Origin of the sequence: Bacillus sp. FSL E2-8868, from assembly GCF_038005505.1 — a bacterium.
In the GTDB taxonomy this organism is placed as follows: domain Bacteria; phylum Bacillota; class Bacilli; order Bacillales; family Bacillaceae_G; genus Bacillus_A; species Bacillus_A mycoides.
In genome coordinates this window covers 1,025,190-1,041,663 of record NZ_JBBOTI010000002.1, presented here as the reverse complement: position 1 = coordinate 1,041,663, position 16,474 = coordinate 1,025,190, and the positions used below count along the sequence as shown (strand labels likewise).

The following is a 16,474-nucleotide window of genomic DNA, read 5'->3' as shown; positions in this document are numbered from 1 at the left end:
AACTTGCGATGCAAACAAAAGGTATTTTTAAATAGTCATATGAAATTGGACAAAATTATATGATATATTGTCCGAACTTCTAGAATACCATTATATTATATCAGATATTATAGGCAACATTAGAGAAGGTATTAGTTGACTATAAACGTGGAATTATTCCCAAAAATATTGAGGGAGGGAATCACTTGGAAAAGGTAGATATTTTTAAAGATATTGCGGAACGCACAGGCGGTGATATTTATTTTGGAGTTGTAGGAGCTGTTCGAACAGGGAAATCAACATTTATTAAAAAATTTATGGAACTTGTTGTTATTCCCAATATTGAAAATGAGTCAGACCGTCAAAGAGCGCAGGATGAACTGCCTCAAAGTGCTGCTGGTCGTACAATAATGACGACGGAACCGAAGTTTGTTCCAAACCAAGCGGTTTCTATCGAAGTAGATGAAGGTCTTGAAGTGAATATTCGATTAGTAGATTGTGTTGGATATACGGTTCCAGGAGCAAAAGGGTATGAAGATGAGAATGGTCCGCGCATGATTAATACTCCTTGGTATGAAGAGCCTATTCCATTCCATGAAGCTGCAGAAATCGGAACACGTAAAGTAATTCAAGAGCATTCAACAATTGGTGTCGTTATTACAACAGATGGAACAATTGGTGAAATTCCAAGAAGAGATTATATAGAGGCAGAAGAACGCGTTGTAAATGAGTTAAAAGAAGTAGGAAAGCCTTTCATTATGATTATCAATACTGTACAGCCATACCATCCAGATACGGAGCAGTTACGTCAAAGTTTATCAGAAGAATATGATATCCCAGTAATTGCGATGAGTGTAGAGAGTTTAAGAGAAACAGATGTGTATAACGTACTGCGAGAAGCATTATTCGAGTTCCCGGTTTTAGAAGTGAATGTAAACCTTCCAAGCTGGGTAATGGTGCTAAATGAAGGGCATTGGTTACGCCAAAGTTATCAGGAAGCGGTTCAAGAGACTGTAAAGGATATAAAACGTCTTCGTGATGTGGACCGTGTCGTTTGGCAGTTTAGTCAATATGAATTTATTGATCGAGCAAGTCTAGCTGGCATCGATATGGGGCAAGGTGTGGCAGAGATTGATTTATATGCGCCAGATGAATTGTATGATCAAATTTTAAAAGAAGTAGTAGGAGTAGAGATTCGAGGGAAAGATCATTTATTAAAGCTTATGCTCGATTTATCTCATGCGAAAACAGAATATGACCAAGTGGCGGATGCCTTGCGGATGGTAAAACAAACCGGATATGGAGTAGCAGCGCCTGCATTAGCTGATATGAGCTTAGATGAACCGGAAATTATTCGTCACGGCTCAAGGTTCGGTGTTAAATTAAAAGCGGTTGCGCCGTCTATTCATATGATTAAAGTGGATGTAGAATCAACATTTGAACCAATTATCGGTACTGAAAAACAAAGTGAAGAACTAGTTCGTTACTTGATGCAAGATTTTGAAGATGACCCGCTATCAATTTGGAATTCTGATATATTTGGGCGCTCTCTTAGCTCTATTGTTAGAGAAGGAATTCAAGCGAAGTTATCTCTAATGCCAGAAAACGCTCGTTATAAATTAAAAGAAACGCTAGAAAGAATTATTAATGAAGGATCTGGCGGATTAATTGCGATTATATTATAAGAAAAAAATCCCTCTAATTGTAGAGGGATTTTTTTCTTTTTGAGTACGTAATAGAAAAATAAACAGTCATTATCTAATATTTTGTTGTAAATTGTCAAGTTTCATCAGAATTTCACATTTTTAGAGTAACAATTTCCTTAAAAATATTGAATTATAAAGGAGAATCGTATAATATAGGCGTTGATAATGATTTATCTACATCTTTGTAGTATAGAATTTGTAAAAATTGCCTACAAATGAAAGTAAGACTCATTTTATGATCATTATACAGTCTTATCTTTGGGAGGAGGTGAATGGCATGAACAAGACAGATTTAATCAATGCTGTTGCAGAAGCAAGTTCCCTTTCTAAAAAGGACGCAACAAAAGCAGTGGACGCTGTTTTTGATTCTATCTTAGAAGCTTTAAAACAAGGTGATAAAGTACAACTAATCGGATTCGGTAACTTCGAAGTTCGTGAGCGTGCGGCTCGTAAAGGTCGTAACCCACAAACAGGTGAGGAGATTGAAATCGCTGCAAGTAAAGTACCTGCATTCAAACCTGGTAAAGCGTTAAAAGATGCGGTTAAATAATCCTTACATATTAACAGGGAAGAAGAGTTTCCTTTTTGGAAACTCTTCTTTTTGCTTTTAAAAACATAAATATGCTAGAATGTGTTCGTATCACTTTTAGGTTTTTCGGGAGGGCTAGCGGATGGCAAAAGTTAATTTAGAACAAATTGAACATGCAGTACGTCTTATTTTAGAGGCAATCGGAGATGACCCAAATCGCGAGGGAGTACTTGATACACCGAAACGTGTTGCGAAAATGTACGCAGAAGTATTCTCAGGAATGCATGAGGATCCGAAAGAGCATTTACACAAAGTATTCGGAGAAGACCACGAAGAGCTTGTGCTAGTAAAAGATATACCATTCTATTCGATGTGTGAGCATCATCTTGTTCCGTTTTATGGAGTTGCTCACGTTGCATATATTCCGCAAGGTGGAAAAGTAACGGGACTAAGTAAATTAGCTCGTACTGTAGACACAATTGCGCGTCGTCCGCAACTACAAGAACGTATTACATCAACAGTAGCTAACTCTATTATGGAAGTACTAGAGCCGCATGGTGTAATGGTAGTAGTAGAAGCAGAGCATATGTGTATGACGATGCGTGGTGTGAAAAAGCCTGGTGCGAAAACAGTAACGACTGCAGTGCGCGGCGTGTTAGAAAATGATGCAGCAGCACGTAGTGAAATTTTATCGTTTATTAAGACGAATTAAAGAAGAGCGGGAAACTGCTTTTCTTTTTTTTATATACAAAAAAATGATATAGTTTTAATGTTAAAGAGCAAGAATATAAAGGTTGAAAATTACTTCTGCCTTTTGTGTAAATGAATGTTTGTAGTTGTTAGAGACGAAGATAATTTGTATGAATAAAAGTTGAGGCTTTATTCGGTGGCAGTTTGGCAGAAGTAGCCAAGTTTTGATTATAGAAAATAGAATGTATGTGTTATAATAAATTTTATGAATTAGAAAACAAGGGTGATTTTTTGTGTGTGACATCTACGGAGGGTATGCGGGTATTAAAGAGAAATTGATGGAGAAATTACGCCATCCTTATTTTATAAACTATATTGAAGAACCATTTATTGATGAAGAAAAAATAGCGCTGTTATACGGTGCATTAAAAAGTGCAAATATACATAAAGAACAAATTGATCATTATGTCGTAACGATTATGCTTGTACAAATTGCTCTTGATACACATGAAAAAGTATCAAATAAAGCAAACGAAGAGACGAGTGGATTCCATAAGCGTCGTCAATTGACAGTTCTTGCAGGGGATTATTATAGTGGTCTATACTATTACTTATTGTCAATGAATTGTGATATTATCTTAATTCGTGCACTTGCTGAAGGAATTAAGGAGATTAATGAACATAAAATTATGCTATATCAAAAAGCACATGTGACGATTCAAGACATAATGGAAAGTGTAGTAATAATTGAATCTGCGCTTTTGCAAAAAACATGTGATCATTTTCAGTTATCTAATTGGAAACCATATATAACTTATGTGTTAGGAAAAAATCGTCTTCAAAAAGAGTGTCAATTGTATGCTGATAAACAAAATTCACCTGTTTTTCAAGCAGTCCAAAAAATCTCATTGGATAATGATAAAAATTTGGAAACAGTTATTAATGAATGGCTTATGGAAATGAGAAAGCAGGAAGAAAATTTTTTAGAGAATCATACAGAAGTTAATGAGATAATTTCTATGTTAAGAGATAAATCAAGGACATAAGCAACTTTACATTGGAAGAAGGTACGAGCATGCAACAATCAAAAGAAGAAAGAGTACATGACGTATTTGAGAAAATTTCTGATAAATACGATGTGATGAATTCTGTAATTAGTTTTCAAAGGCATAAGGCATGGCGCAAAGAAACGATGCGAATTATGGATGTGAAACCCGGGAGTAAGGCACTTGATGTATGCTGCGGGACGGCAGATTGGACAATTGCACTAGCGGGAGCTGTAGGTGAAGATGGGAAGGTTTACGGTTTAGACTTTAGCGAAAATATGCTAGCTGTCGGTAAACAAAAGGTAGAAGCTTTAGAATTAAAGCAAGTAGAACTTATACATGGAAATGCAATGGAACTTCCTTATGAAGATAATACGTTTGATTATGTAACAATTGGTTTTGGGTTACGTAACGTTCCGGATTACATGCAAGTATTAAAAGAAATGACGCGTGTAGTAAAGCCTGGTGGAAAAGTAATTTGCCTGGAAACATCTCAACCAACGATGATAGGTTTTCGTCAAGGGTATGTCTTATACTTTAAATATATCATGCCGTTATTTGGAAAGATGTTTGCGAAAAGTTATAAAGAATATTCATGGCTTCAGGAATCTGCTAGTACATTCCCAGGGATGAAAGAGTTAGCATGTATGTTTGAAGAAGCTGGGCTTAAGAATGTGCAAGTGAAACCATTTACTTTTGGTGTAGCAGCTATGCATTTAGGTATTAAACCAGAATCAAAATAGAAAAAAGAAAAAAGAAAAAAGAAAAAAGACGTTTTAGGTTAAGGTGAACAATATGAAGTTACAACTTATGTACTCTTTTTTACGATCGGATATTAATGTTATAGAAAAAGAATTGAAGAAGACAGTTGCTTCTGAGCAGCCGTTAGTAGAAGAAGCGGCATTACAGCTTATTGAAGCAGGCGGGAAGCGGATTCGCCCTGTTTTTGTTTTGCTTGCAGGGAAATTTGGGGATTATAAGTTAGATGCAATTAAGCATGTTGCGGTTGCATTAGAACTAATTCATATGGCTTCGCTTGTTCACGATGATGTCATTGATGCTGCGTTTTTACGACGCGGTAGCGCAACAGTGAATGCGAAATGGGGAGATCGTATTGCAATGTATACAGGAGACTACTTGTTTGCAAAGTCTCTTGAATGTATAACAAATATAGAAATTCCAGATGCACATCAAGCGTTGTCTCATACAATTTTAGAAGTTTGTAAAGGTGAAATCGAACAAATTAAAGATAAGTATAACTATGATCAAAATTTAAGAACGTATTTAAGAAGGATAAAACGAAAAACAGCATTGTTAATCGCCGCAAGTTGTCAGTTGGGAGCGATTGCTGCTGGTGCTAATCGTGATACTGTAAATCGTCTATTTTGGTACGGATATTTTGTTGGTATGTCTTATCAAATTATTGATGATATTTTAGATTTCGTATCGACAGAAGAGAAGCTTGGAAAGCCTGCTGGTGGTGATTTATTACAAGGTAACATTACATTACCTGTTTTGTATGCCATGGAAGATCCAGTTCTTCGTCAAAAAATTACATCTGTGCATGAAAATACAACAGCAAGTGAAATGAAAGAAATTATTGATGATATTAAAGCGAGCGAAGCTATTGATAAAGCATTTTCGTTTAGTGAACGTTATTTACATAAAGCATTAGAAATAATAAAACCACTCCCTCGTGGACAGGCGAAGTATGCGTTGCAAAATGTCGCAAAGTATATTGGAAAACGAAAATTTTAGTGTTTTGTCTAAAAAATAAAATAATCTCTCTATTTCAAAACTATTGCGCAATTGTGATAAGGGTGTTAATATGTGTGTGGGGATATACAATTACATACATAATTCAGAAGTGGAGAGATTTTTTATGGAAAAAACATTTCTAATGGTAAAACCAGACGGTGTACAACGTGCCTTCATTGGGGAAATTGTAGCTCGTTTTGAGAAAAAGGGCTTTCAATTAGTTGGTGCAAAATTAATGCAAGTTACTCCGGAAATTGCTGAACAACACTACGGTGAGCATAAAGAAAGACCTTTCTTTGGTGAATTAGTAGACTTTATTACATCTGGTCCTGTATTCGCAATGGTATGGCAAGGTGAAGGTGTAGTAGATACAGCACGCAATATGATGGGTAAAACACGACCACATGAAGCTGCTCCTGGAACAATTCGTGGAGATTTCGGTGTAACTGTTGCGAAAAACATTATCCACGGTTCGGATTCTTTAGAAAGTGCAGAACGCGAGATTGCTATTTTCTTTAAGGAAGAAGAATTAGTAGACTACTCAAAATTAATGAATCAATGGATTTACTAATTATTTTGAAATAATTTGTAAACGCTTTAATAACTGTGATAATAGTAAAAAGTGCGAGAAGAATAGGGGTATTCTTCTTGCACTTTTTTTATTTCGATCAGTTACGAAGTTAGGACTGTTATGATATATTGGTATGTAAAGTAAAAGGTCTACTATTATGAAAATAATCGAACAATTACAAGTAGTGAAAGCAAACATTCGATTTACTATATAATTTCTTTGTATTTTAAAGAGTGATGGAAGGTAATATAGCTGCTTTATGTAGCGGGATAAATACATATGCGAAAAGAGGAATAACGTATGCGATATATTACAGCTGGTGAATCCCATGGTCCGCAACTTACGACAATTTTAGAAGGTGTTCCGGCAGGGTTATCTTTAGTAGCGAATGATATAAATGAAGAATTAGCTAGAAGACAAAAAGGATATGGACGCGGTAGACGCATGCAAATTGAGAAAGACCAAGTGCAAATTGTAAGTGGTGTTAGGCATGGGAAGACGATGGGGTCACCGATTGCACTTGTTGTTGAAAATCGTGATTTTACACATTGGACAAAGGTTATGGGTGCAGAGCTGTTAACTGAGCAGGAAGAGAAAGAAATGAAAAGGCAAGTTACGAAACCTAGACCTGGACACGCAGATTTAAATGGTGCGATTAAATATGGTCATAGAGATATGAGGAATGTATTAGAGCGTTCTTCAGCACGTGAAACGACAGTTCGTGTTGCAGCTGGTGCAGTTGCAAAAAAAATATTAGCGGAATTAGGTATACAAGTAGCGGGACATGTTATCGAGATTGGTGGTGTACAGGCAGCAAATATTAAATATAACTCTATTGTGGAATTACAAAGTACTACAGAAGCATCTCCTGTACGTTGTTTAGATGAAGAGGCCGGTAAAAAGATGATGCAAGCAATTGATGATGCGAAGGCAAATGGTGATTCTATCGGTGGTATTGTTGAAGTAGTTGTAGAAGGAATGCCAATTGGAGTAGGTAGCTATGTACATTATGATAGAAAATTAGATGCAAAATTAGCAGCGGCAATTATGAGTATTAACGCTTTTAAAGGTGTTGAAATTGGAATTGGTTTTGAAGCAGCACATAGACCTGGAAGTGAAGTGCATGATGAAATCCTTTGGGATGAAGTGCAAGGTTACAGAAGAAAAACGAACAATGCAGGTGGATTAGAAGGTGGCATGACAACTGGTATGCCGGTTGTTGTGCGCGGTGTTATGAAACCGATACCGACATTATATAAACCGCTTCAAAGTGTTGATATTGATACGAAAGAACCTTTTACAGCGAGTATTGAACGTTCAGATAGTTGTGCAGTGCCAGCAGCTAGCGTTGTGGCTGAAGCTGTTGTGGCTTGGGAGCTCGCAACAGCTTTAATTGAACAATTTGGATTAGATCGTATCGATCTTATACGTGAAAATATTGAGAAACATAATGAATATGCGAGGGGATTTTAATGGAGAACATACATATTCAAACGAAATCAAAAGAATATGATGTACATGTTGGAAGGGAGGCGTTGTCACACTTAACAACGCTTATTCAAAAAATGAATCCTGCAGTATCTAACATAATGATCATTTCTGATGAAGCTGTTGCATCACTGCATTTACAGACAGTTGTTGATGCATTGCAAGTAGAGCAAAAAGTATTTTCGTTTGTTGTACCGAGTGGCGAAAAAGAGAAGTCTTTTGAAAATTTCTATGAGGCTCACACTTCGGCTCTTGAAAATAAATTAGATAGAAATTCTTTAATCATCGCACTTGGAGGCGGGATGATTGGAGATTTGGCTGGATTTGTTGCCGCGTCGTTTATGCGTGGTATTCGCTTTGTCCAAGTGCCAACGACTTTATTAGCTCACGATAGCGCAGTAGGCGGGAAAGTAGCAATTAACCATCCACTAGGAAAAAATATGATTGGAGCATTTCATCAGCCAGAAGCTGTTGTATATCATACGCCATTTTTACATTCACTTCCTGAAAAAGAGTGGCGATCAGGTTATGCAGAAGTGATAAAGCATGCTCTTATTGGTGATGTAGAGCTATATCATTGGTTAAAAGAAGAAGTGCAAACGTTAACGGATCTTCGTGATGAAAAGTTAATTCATATATTAACGAAGGCGATTCCTGTGAAAGCGAATATTGTGTCGCAAGATGAAACAGAAAAAGGTGTACGTGCCCATTTGAATTTTGGGCATACGTTAGGACATGCTCTTGAAAAAGAGTTAGGATATGGGAATATTACTCACGGTGATGGAGTAGCGGTTGGCATGCTATTTGCTATGTTTTTAAGTGAGCAAGTGTACAAAGTTGATCTTTCTTATGAAGAAATGAAGCAGTGGTTCTTGAAATACGGTTATCCAAAAATGCCAAGTGACTTGAATGTAGAACGTCTCGTTCAGTTGATGAAACAAGATAAAAAAGCAAATGCTGGAACAATTCATATGGTGCTTATGCAGGAATATGGGGGAGTGAATGTCGTATCTATTTCAGATGAGACTGTTCATATTGCGTTAGAAGCATTTCAAAAGGATATGGTGTAAAAAGTCATAGAACAGGTATGAAATGCATATTTAAAGGTATTCTCGTAATGGTGACGGTTATGATTAAAGATGACAGTAAGACATTATAAATCATATCAATGACTGGGGGAAGAAAAGTGAGAGTAAAAGAGCAATTGTTAACTTTGAGAGCATATGTACCTGGGAAAAATATTGAGGAAGTAAAAAGAGAATACGGATTATCAAAAATTGTAAAACTAGCATCGAATGAAAATCCGTTTGGCTGCTCTGCGCGTGTGACAGAAGTATTAACTTCGTTAGCTAATCAATATGCACTCTATCCGGACGGGGCGGCATTTGAGCTTCGTGAGAAAGTAGCAGAGCATTTAGGTGTAAAAGCGGAACAACTTTTATTTGGTAGTGGGCTAGATGAAGTCATTCAAATGATTAGTCGTGCTTTGCTACATAATGGAACAAATGTTGTAATGGCGAACCCTACGTTCTCGCAATACCATCACCATGCTGTTATTGAAGGAGCAGAAGTTCGTGAAGTACCACTTAAAGATGGCATTCACGATTTAGATGCAATGTTACAACAAGTAGATGAGAAAACGAAGATTGTATGGGTTTGTAATCCGAATAATCCGACAGGTACATATGTAGAAAAACAAAAATTACTTTCATTTTTAGAATCAGTTCCAAAGTCAGCGCTCGTTATTATGGACGAAGCATATTATGAATATGCTGGGGCAGAAGATTATCCGCAAACATTACCTCTTCTTGAAAAGTACGAAAATCTTATGGTGCTACGCACATTCTCAAAAGCATATGGATTAGCTGCTTTTCGTATTGGATATGCGATTGGTGATGCAAAGCTTATTGGGCAGCTAGAGGTAGCAAGACTACCATTTAACACATCAACTATCGCCCAAGCGGTAGCATTAGCGGCAATAGAGGATCAACAGTTTTTACAAGAGTGTGTGAAGAAAAATGCCAGAGGATTAAATCAATATTATGCATTTTGTAAGGAATATAACGTATTCTACTATCCATCTCAAACGAATTTCATTTTCTTGAAACTTGGTATACCTGGTAATGAAGCTTTCGAACGATTAATGAAAAAAGGATATATCGTTCGTTCTGGTGCAGCATTTGGTATGCATGATGGTATTCGTATTACTGTTGGATTAAAAGAAGAAAATGATGAGATTATTGAATTACTTACGGAACTTGTAAAAGAACAAGTGAAGAAAGAAGAAACGTATTCTTAAGAAATGGTGGAGGCTCCTGTTACAGGAGCCTTTTTCATTTGAACTGCAATAAGGGGAGTTGTTTGCACGTTCAAGAAAGAAAACGTTACAATAGAAGTAGACGTATAAGAAGAACTATTGTACATATAACTTATTTAAAATGTGAGGAGGATACAGTTTGAAACTAGTAGGACGAAAAAATAGTTTGAATGGGAAAATTGTTGTTCCAGGAGATAAATCTATTTCGCATCGCTCTGTTATGTTTGGAGCGATAGCGGAAGGGACGACGAAAGTATCAAATTTTTTATTAGGAGAAGATTGTTTAAGTACAATTGCATGTTTTCAAAAACTAGGTGTCCAGATTGAACAGTTTGGTAACGATGTCACGATTTACGGTAAAGGATTACATAATTTACAAGAACCGAAAGAAGTATTAGATGTGGGGAATTCAGGGACGACTATTCGTCTTATGCTTGGGATTTTAGCAAATACGCCGTTCCATAGTACGATAATTGGTGATGCATCAATTGGAAAACGTCCTATGAAACGTGTTACAGACCCGCTTAGTAAGATGAATGCTCAAATTGATGGTAGAGAAAACGGACAATATACACCTTTATCTATTCGCGGTGGTAAGGTAAAAGGTATGCATTACCATTCACCAGTAGCAAGCGCACAAGTGAAGTCAGCAGTTTTACTTGCGGGTTTGCAAGGGGAAGGGATTACTACGGTAACAGAGCCTATGCAATCTCGTGATCATACGGAAAGAATGTTGCGTGCATTCGGTTGTACCGTAGATGTTAATGGACGGACTGTTTCATTACAAGGTGGACAACAACTTAAAGGTGCAGACATAGAAGTTCCAGGAGATATTTCTTCGGCGGCATTTTTCTTAGTAGCTGGTGCAATTGTCCCAAATAGTAAGCTTGTATTGGAAAACGTTGGTTTAAATCCGACGAGAACAGGGGTTTTAGAGGTATTAACAAAGATGGGTGCACTTATTTCTATCGATCATATTAGAAATGAAGAGTTTGAACCGTGCGGGGATATTACGATTGAAACATCTAAACTAAAAGGAATAGAAATTGGTGGAACTCTTATTCCAAGATTAATTGATGAAATTCCTGTAATTGCTTTATTGGCAACGCAGGCAGAAGGAATTACTGTTATTAAAAACGCTGAGGAGTTAAAAGTAAAAGAAACAAATCGTATCGATACGGTTGTAGATGAATTAGGCAAATTAGGTGCGAAGATTGAAGCTACACCAGATGGTATGATTATATATGGTAAACAAAGTTTAAAAGGAAATACTGTTAATAGTCACGGCGATCATCGTATTGGGATGATGCTTGCAATCGCATCGTGTATTATAGATGGAGAAGTGAAAATAGAGAATAGTGATGCGGTCGCTGTATCGTATCCGGAATTTTTCGAACAATTAGCTGCGCTATGAGAGAAAGTATAGGAAGAGGTAGCTCACTCAAAAGGTTGCGTTCTTACACCTAGTTGCTTATGATAAATGAACAGAAGAGAATATTTTTTGAATTAAAGGAGACGTTTATGCAAAAGTTTGAACAGGCTGTTTCTTATATTGAAAACGGTGAAGCTGAAAAAGGATTACAATTATTAAAAGAACAACTACGAGTTGCTAATGATGAAGAGAAGTATGATATCGCTCGTTACTATCATACACTTGGGTTTATGGATGAGGCGTTAGCAATTACTGAAGACTTACGCTTGCTATATCCGGAAGAAAGTGAATTTACGGTATTTTTAGCAGAATTATATATTGATTTAGATAAAGAAGATGAAGCGATTGAAGTGCTTCATGATATTCCAGAAAACGATGATTTATATGTTCAATCGTTATTACTTGTAGCGGATTTATTCCAAATGCAAGGTTTTGATGATGTAGCAGAACAAAAACTATTAAAGGCGAAAGAAATGATGCCAGACGAACCTGTTATTACGTTTGGGTTAGCAGAATTATATAGTAGTAAAGGTGAAGAGCAAAAGGCGATCACTTATTATGAATCGTTACTAGCAGAACATAAAGTTATGGGTGGTGTTGTCATTGCGCTTCGTCTAGCAGAAACTTTAAGTGCTATTGGAAACTGGGAAGAGGCAATCTCTTACTATGAAGCGGGGTTAGAAGAGCAAAAAGATATTCACTCATTATTTGGATATGCCTTCACATTATACCAAGGAGAAGAATATCAAAGAGCAATTGGTGCTTGGCAAGAATTAAAAGAATTAGATCCTGAATACGCATCGTTATACATGTATTTAGCGAAAAGCTATGAAAAAGAAGGCATGCTTCAAGAAAGTTATGAAACACTTCAAGAAGGAATTAAAGTAGATGAGCTGTCTGTTCCTTTCTATGTAGAATTAGCGAATATTGCGGCGAAATTAGGTAAAATAGCGGAGGCAGAAGAAGTGCTTCAAAAAGCGCTGGAGCTAGATCCGGGACATTTAGGTGCGATATTAAAATATGCGTATATTTTAAAAGAACAAGAGAAATACGAAGAGCTAATTGCAGTTGTAGAGCGTGCAATTGACAGTGGAGAACCAGATACACAACTACTTTGGGATCTTGCATTTGCAAAAAAACAATTAGAAATGTATTCGGATGCATTAAAACACTATGAAAGTGCATATACTTCTTTTAAGAATCATCCAGATTTCTTGGAAGAGTACGGTTATTTCTTATTAGAAGAAGGAATGCGAAAAGAGGCGAAAGAAGTATTTACGCAGTTAATACAACTAGACCCGACACAAATTCATATTGAAGAATTGTTATATAATTTAGAGGATTTTTCATAAGTTGGAAGGAAACTGAATGCCGCTTCTTGAATCTAAAAAGAAAAGAGAAAGACAGAGGAGGGACTTAATCGCTATGAATACCCCTGTTTCTGTAAACGAGAAGAAGGATTTTGTAAAATGGTTTTTGAATAATTACCAACTGAAACAGCGTGAATGTGTATGGATTTTGAATTATTTAATGAGTCACGATCAATTAATGCATAAAGTCCACTTCGTAGAACATGCAAAATATTGTCCGCGTGGCTTAGTAATGTCAGCAAATTGTGTGAAAGACACACCGTTTCACTTTTTCAAACAAAATGTAATGACAACAGATGCAGAAAAATCGTTTCATGATATTCGTTTGAATCGAGATGAGGATATTTATATTCAGCTTAATTTTAAATCATCGTTCCAAAATGCAAACTATGTAGCTGTATTAGAAGAAAACCCATATTTGCCAAAGCATATTGAAGTGAATGAAAAAGATCGATTGCTTGCAGAACGATTTTTAGAAGAAAGTGTATTCTCATTTAGAAGAGAACGTCTTTTGAAACAAATTGATGAAGCTTTGGATAAGCAAGATAAGGAAGCATTTCATAGGTTAACAGCAGAGTTGAAAATTTTATAGAATTCATTTTGATTATGTAATCTTTACGAAATTCAGACTTTTTAAGAAAAACTACTTAATAATAGGTAGTTTTTCTTTTTTTACCTCTTTTAGTATGGTTTAATATATATAAAGTGAAAGTTCTGTTATTTCGAATGGAGGAGGGGAGAAAAGGTGAAATGGATTGTAAAAGATGTAGAACAGTTTGAGCAAGCGAGGGAGTATGTAGATACAGGGATTATACCCCTTTTGTCTATTTCGGCAGCAAAAGAGATGAAAATGGTTGTAGAGCAAGGTGAATTTATTGAGGCTTTGAGTATGGAGTTGGAAAGGGAGTATAAAGGAAGAGTGCTTTTACTGCCCGCATTTACGTATTTGGTAGAGAGCCAAAAGAATGAAAAAGACCGTTTGCAAGAATGGACAGATCATTTAAAAAGGCAAGGTTTTAAGCATATTGCCTATGTGACAAGTGACTTTTCATGGAAAGAAGATATGAGAGATGTGCAGGGTGATTTATTTTGGTTTCCATCGTTATCATTAGAGCAATTTAGTGACCAAGCGAAAAGGGAAGTTATTCGTGCACACATAAAAAATATTATGGAAATGTTGGAAGAAAGATGGATAAAATAATAATAAACAGAAAGTTCTTATTATTATGAGTAGTATGATATTGACCTATGCAAGAGGGTATTATATCATGATAGTGTCCTAGTTTTTATTTTTTATATAATTTTTTCACGAGGGGACAATTTCTGATAGAGGGGGGAAATTTTCGTGAGCGAGAAAGAACATCGTGTGTCAAGAAGACAGTTTTTAAATTACACACTTACAGGGGTAGGAGGCTTTATGGCGGCGGGTATTTTAATGCCGATGACGAGGTTTGCGCTTGATCCGGTGTTAAGAAAAGAAGTGGGAACAGATATGGTTGCTGTTGGACAAGTAAAGGATATTACAACAGAGCCGAAGCGCTTCGATTTTAAGGTGAAGCAGGTTGACGGATGGTACAAGTCTGAAGAGCCAAAATCTGCTTGGGTGCATAAAGATGAAAGCGGAGACATTGTTGCATTTTCTCCAGTGTGTAAACATTTAGGTTGCACAGTGAACTGGAATTCGGACAAAGCACATCCTAATCAATTCTTTTGCCCATGTCACGGGGGACGTTACACAAAAGATGGGATGAACATTAAAGGCACACCGCCTCTTGCTCCGCTTGATGTGTACGAGTCTAAAGTGAAAGATGGAACGCTGTATTTAGGAAAAGCGAAGCCAAGAGGGGGTGCAAAGTAGATGTTAAATAAAATTTATGATTGGGTGGACGAACGTTTAGATATTACACCGATATGGCGTGATATCGCTGATCATGAAGTACCTGAGCATGTTAACCCGGCACATCACTTTTCTGCATTCGTCTATTGCTTTGGAGGACTTACCTTTTTCGTTACAGTAATTCAAATTTTGTCCGGAATGTTTTTGACGATGTATTATGTGCCGGATATTAAAAATGCTTGGGAGTCGGTTTATTATTTACAAAATGAAGTAGCTTACGGGCAAATTGTTCGTGGTATGCATCACTGGGGTGCTAGTCTCGTAATTGTAATGATGTTTTTACATACACTCAGAGTTTTCTTCCAAGGTGCGTATAAAAAGCCTCGTGAGTTAAACTGGATTGTTGGTGTTCTTATTTTCTTTGTTATGTTAGGTCTTGGTTTTACCGGATATTTATTACCGTGGGATATGAAAGCGTTATTTGCTACGAAAGTAGGGATTCAAATTGCAGAGCAAACGCCGCTCATTGGTCCTTATATTAAAACATTACTCGCTGGTCATTCCGAAATCGTTGGCGCTCAAACATTAACTCGCTTCTTTGCTATTCACGTCTTCTTCTTACCAGCAGCACTTCTAGGTTTAATGGCCTTCCACTTCATCATGATTCGCAAACAAGGTATTTCCGGTCCGCTATAAGAGATTGCTAAATTAAAGGGGAAAGAACAAAAGGAGGGAGATTATGCATCGCGGCAAAGGGATGAAGTTTGTAGGAGATTCTCGGGTACCAGTAGCCCGGAAACCAAATATTCCAAAAGATTATTCTGAATATCCAGGGAAAACAGAAGCGTTTTGGCCGAATTTCTTGTTAAAAGAATGGATGGTTGGTGCAGTTTTTTTAGTCGGTTATTTATGTTTAACAGTGGCGCATCCGTCACCGCTTGAGAGAATGGCGGATCCTACAGATGCAGGATATATACCACTTCCAGATTGGTATTTCTTATTCTTGTATCAGTTATTAAAGTATTCGTATGCTTCAGGCTCATTTACTGTAATTGGTGCGTTTATTATGCCGGGGATTGCGTTTGGAGCGTTACTATTAGCTCCGTTTCTAGATCGAGGCCCAGAAAGAGCACCATTGAAGCGTCCTGTAGCAACGGGGTTTATGCTTTTAGCAATTGCATCGATTATTTTTTTAACTTGGGAATCTGTAGCACACCACGATTGGGAAGCTGCAAAAAAACAAGGAGCAATTGTAAAAACAGCACCAGTTGATAAAAATGATGACGGCTACAAGTTGATGCAAAAAAATACTTGTTTAACATGTCATGGTGACAATTTACAGGGCGGAGCGGCAGCACCGGCTTTACAAAACTTAACTTTAAAACCAGAAGAAATCGCTAAAATTGCGAAAGATGGAAAAGGTTCAATGCCTAAAGGTGTATTTAAAGGTACAGATGAGGAACTGAAAAAGCTTTCGGAATTCGTTGCAAAGTATAATAAAAAATAATAGAAAAGCTGACTACAAAATCTGTAGTCAGCTTTTTATTTTGCGTGCCCAGCTAAGCTGGGCACTGTTTGATGGTGAAAGGTTTAAATAGAATTCTACAAGGATTCAAAAATTATTATAGCCTATCTTCAATTGGACAGAAGTGGCTCGGTAAAATAGATTGGTACGTCTTAGAACGGCTTAACCTTTTTTGGAATAAGAAAAGAAATGTTCGAAAGAAACATGGTCGTATCAAGGACTTGAT

At 36.8% G+C, this 16,474-nt stretch carries 17 protein-coding genes; all 17 read left to right on the top strand.

Annotated elements, in window-relative coordinates; all coding sequences use genetic code 11:
• The first annotated feature begins 185 nt into the window (after positions 1 to 185).
• The 17 genes from spoIVA (at position 186) to qcrC (ending at position 16,230) form a co-directional block, all read left to right on the top strand.
• A complete protein-coding gene (gene spoIVA / locus NSS74_RS16185) occupies positions 186 to 1,664 on the top strand; it encodes a stage IV sporulation protein A (protein WP_000416521.1) in 1,479 nt (492 codons plus the stop codon).
• Between the two features lie 298 nt (positions 1,665 to 1,962).
• Positions 1,963 to 2,235 carry an HU family DNA-binding protein gene (locus tag NSS74_RS16180; RefSeq protein ID WP_001043860.1) on the top strand — a complete coding sequence of 91 codons (273 nt, stop codon included), beginning with the start codon at positions 1,963 to 1,965 and terminating at the stop codon, positions 2,233 to 2,235.
• A gap of 121 nt (positions 2,236 to 2,356) precedes the next feature.
• A complete protein-coding gene (gene folE, locus NSS74_RS16175) occupies positions 2,357 to 2,926 on the top strand; it encodes a GTP cyclohydrolase I FolE (protein ID WP_002011819.1) in 570 nt (189 codons plus the stop codon).
• Positions 2,927 to 3,197: 271 nt separating this feature from the next.
• On the top strand, positions 3,198 to 3,950 hold the full coding sequence (locus NSS74_RS16170) for a heptaprenyl diphosphate synthase component 1 (protein ID WP_002188985.1): 753 nt from the start codon (positions 3,198 to 3,200) through the stop codon (positions 3,948 to 3,950).
• A gap of 29 nt (positions 3,951 to 3,979) precedes the next feature.
• Entirely contained in the window at positions 3,980 to 4,693 is a 714-nt protein-coding gene (menG, locus tag NSS74_RS16165) for a 2-heptaprenyl-1,4-naphthoquinone methyltransferase (protein WP_002141031.1), read from the top strand.
• 52 nt (positions 4,694 to 4,745) lie between these two features.
• A complete protein-coding gene (hepT, locus tag NSS74_RS16160) occupies positions 4,746 to 5,708 on the top strand; it encodes a heptaprenyl diphosphate synthase component II (protein WP_002011823.1) in 963 nt (320 codons plus the stop codon).
• Between the two features lie 124 nt (positions 5,709 to 5,832).
• The gene (gene ndk / locus NSS74_RS16155; RefSeq protein WP_000415879.1) at positions 5,833 to 6,279 is read left to right on the top strand and encodes a nucleoside-diphosphate kinase; all 447 of its coding nucleotides are present in this window, start codon (positions 5,833 to 5,835) and stop codon (positions 6,277 to 6,279) included.
• A gap of 300 nt (positions 6,280 to 6,579) precedes the next feature.
• On the top strand, positions 6,580 to 7,752 hold the full coding sequence (gene aroC, locus NSS74_RS16150; protein WP_340813955.1) for a chorismate synthase: 1,173 nt from the start codon (positions 6,580 to 6,582) through the stop codon (positions 7,750 to 7,752).
• Entirely contained in the window at positions 7,752 to 8,837 is a 1,086-nt protein-coding gene (gene aroB, locus NSS74_RS16145; protein WP_002011826.1) for a 3-dehydroquinate synthase, read from the top strand. Before aroC ends, aroB begins: the two co-directional genes overlap by 1 nt.
• A 116-nt stretch (positions 8,838 to 8,953) precedes the next feature.
• Positions 8,954 to 10,066 carry a histidinol-phosphate transaminase gene (gene hisC / locus NSS74_RS16140; protein ID WP_159146385.1) on the top strand — a complete coding sequence of 371 codons (1,113 nt, stop codon included), beginning with the start codon at positions 8,954 to 8,956 and terminating at the stop codon, positions 10,064 to 10,066.
• Between the two features lie 157 nt (positions 10,067 to 10,223).
• Positions 10,224 to 11,498 carry a 3-phosphoshikimate 1-carboxyvinyltransferase gene (aroA, locus tag NSS74_RS16135; RefSeq protein WP_002188990.1) on the top strand — a complete coding sequence of 425 codons (1,275 nt, stop codon included), beginning with the start codon at positions 10,224 to 10,226 and terminating at the stop codon, positions 11,496 to 11,498.
• Between the two features lie 107 nt (positions 11,499 to 11,605).
• Entirely contained in the window at positions 11,606 to 12,868 is a 1,263-nt protein-coding gene (locus tag NSS74_RS16130; RefSeq protein ID WP_002086616.1) for a tetratricopeptide repeat protein, read from the top strand.
• A gap of 73 nt (positions 12,869 to 12,941) precedes the next feature.
• Complete coding sequence (locus NSS74_RS16125; RefSeq protein ID WP_002086615.1) at positions 12,942 to 13,478, top strand: ReoY family proteolytic degradation factor; 537 nt, start codon at positions 12,942 to 12,944, stop codon at positions 13,476 to 13,478.
• A gap of 153 nt (positions 13,479 to 13,631) precedes the next feature.
• Positions 13,632 to 14,087: a YpiF family protein gene (locus NSS74_RS16120; protein WP_002030770.1), complete on the top strand. Its 456-nt coding sequence runs from the start codon at positions 13,632 to 13,634 to the stop codon at positions 14,085 to 14,087.
• 144 nt (positions 14,088 to 14,231) lie between these two features.
• Positions 14,232 to 14,744 carry a menaquinol-cytochrome c reductase iron-sulfur subunit gene (gene qcrA, locus NSS74_RS16115; RefSeq protein WP_002030772.1) on the top strand — a complete coding sequence of 171 codons (513 nt, stop codon included), beginning with the start codon at positions 14,232 to 14,234 and terminating at the stop codon, positions 14,742 to 14,744.
• Positions 14,745 to 15,419, top strand: a complete 675-nt coding sequence (gene qcrB / locus NSS74_RS16110; protein WP_000932700.1) for a menaquinol-cytochrome c reductase cytochrome b subunit — start codon at positions 14,745 to 14,747, stop codon at positions 15,417 to 15,419.
• Positions 15,420 to 15,462: 43 nt separating this feature from the next.
• Positions 15,463 to 16,230, top strand: coding sequence for a menaquinol-cytochrome c reductase cytochrome b/c subunit (gene qcrC, locus NSS74_RS16105; RefSeq protein ID WP_002011836.1), 768 nt, complete (start codon positions 15,463 to 15,465; stop codon positions 16,228 to 16,230).
• Positions 16,231 to 16,474 lie beyond the last annotated feature (244 nt).

What these genes read in the sequence shown, in the direction of transcription:
- NSS74_RS16180 (WP_001043860.1), top strand. Translation starts at nt 1,963, where the DNA reads ATGAACAAGACAGATTTAATCAATGCTGTTGCAGAAGCAAGTTCCCTT.
- hepT (WP_002011823.1), top strand. Translation starts at nt 4,746, where the DNA reads ATGAAGTTACAACTTATGTACTCTTTTTTACGATCGGATATTAATGTT.
- qcrB (WP_000932700.1), top strand. Translation starts at nt 14,745, where the DNA reads ATGTTAAATAAAATTTATGATTGGGTGGACGAACGTTTAGATATTACA.
- menG (WP_002141031.1), top strand. Translation starts at nt 3,980, where the DNA reads ATGCAACAATCAAAAGAAGAAAGAGTACATGACGTATTTGAGAAAATT.
- ndk (WP_000415879.1), top strand. Translation starts at nt 5,833, where the DNA reads ATGGAAAAAACATTTCTAATGGTAAAACCAGACGGTGTACAACGTGCC.
- qcrC (WP_002011836.1), top strand. Translation starts at nt 15,463, where the DNA reads ATGCATCGCGGCAAAGGGATGAAGTTTGTAGGAGATTCTCGGGTACCA.
- NSS74_RS16125 (WP_002086615.1), top strand. Translation starts at nt 12,942, where the DNA reads ATGAATACCCCTGTTTCTGTAAACGAGAAGAAGGATTTTGTAAAATGG.
- aroC (WP_340813955.1), top strand. Translation starts at nt 6,580, where the DNA reads ATGCGATATATTACAGCTGGTGAATCCCATGGTCCGCAACTTACGACA.
- aroB (WP_002011826.1), top strand. Translation starts at nt 7,752, where the DNA reads ATGGAGAACATACATATTCAAACGAAATCAAAAGAATATGATGTACAT.
- folE (WP_002011819.1), top strand. Translation starts at nt 2,357, where the DNA reads ATGGCAAAAGTTAATTTAGAACAAATTGAACATGCAGTACGTCTTATT.
- NSS74_RS16130 (WP_002086616.1), top strand. Translation starts at nt 11,606, where the DNA reads ATGCAAAAGTTTGAACAGGCTGTTTCTTATATTGAAAACGGTGAAGCT.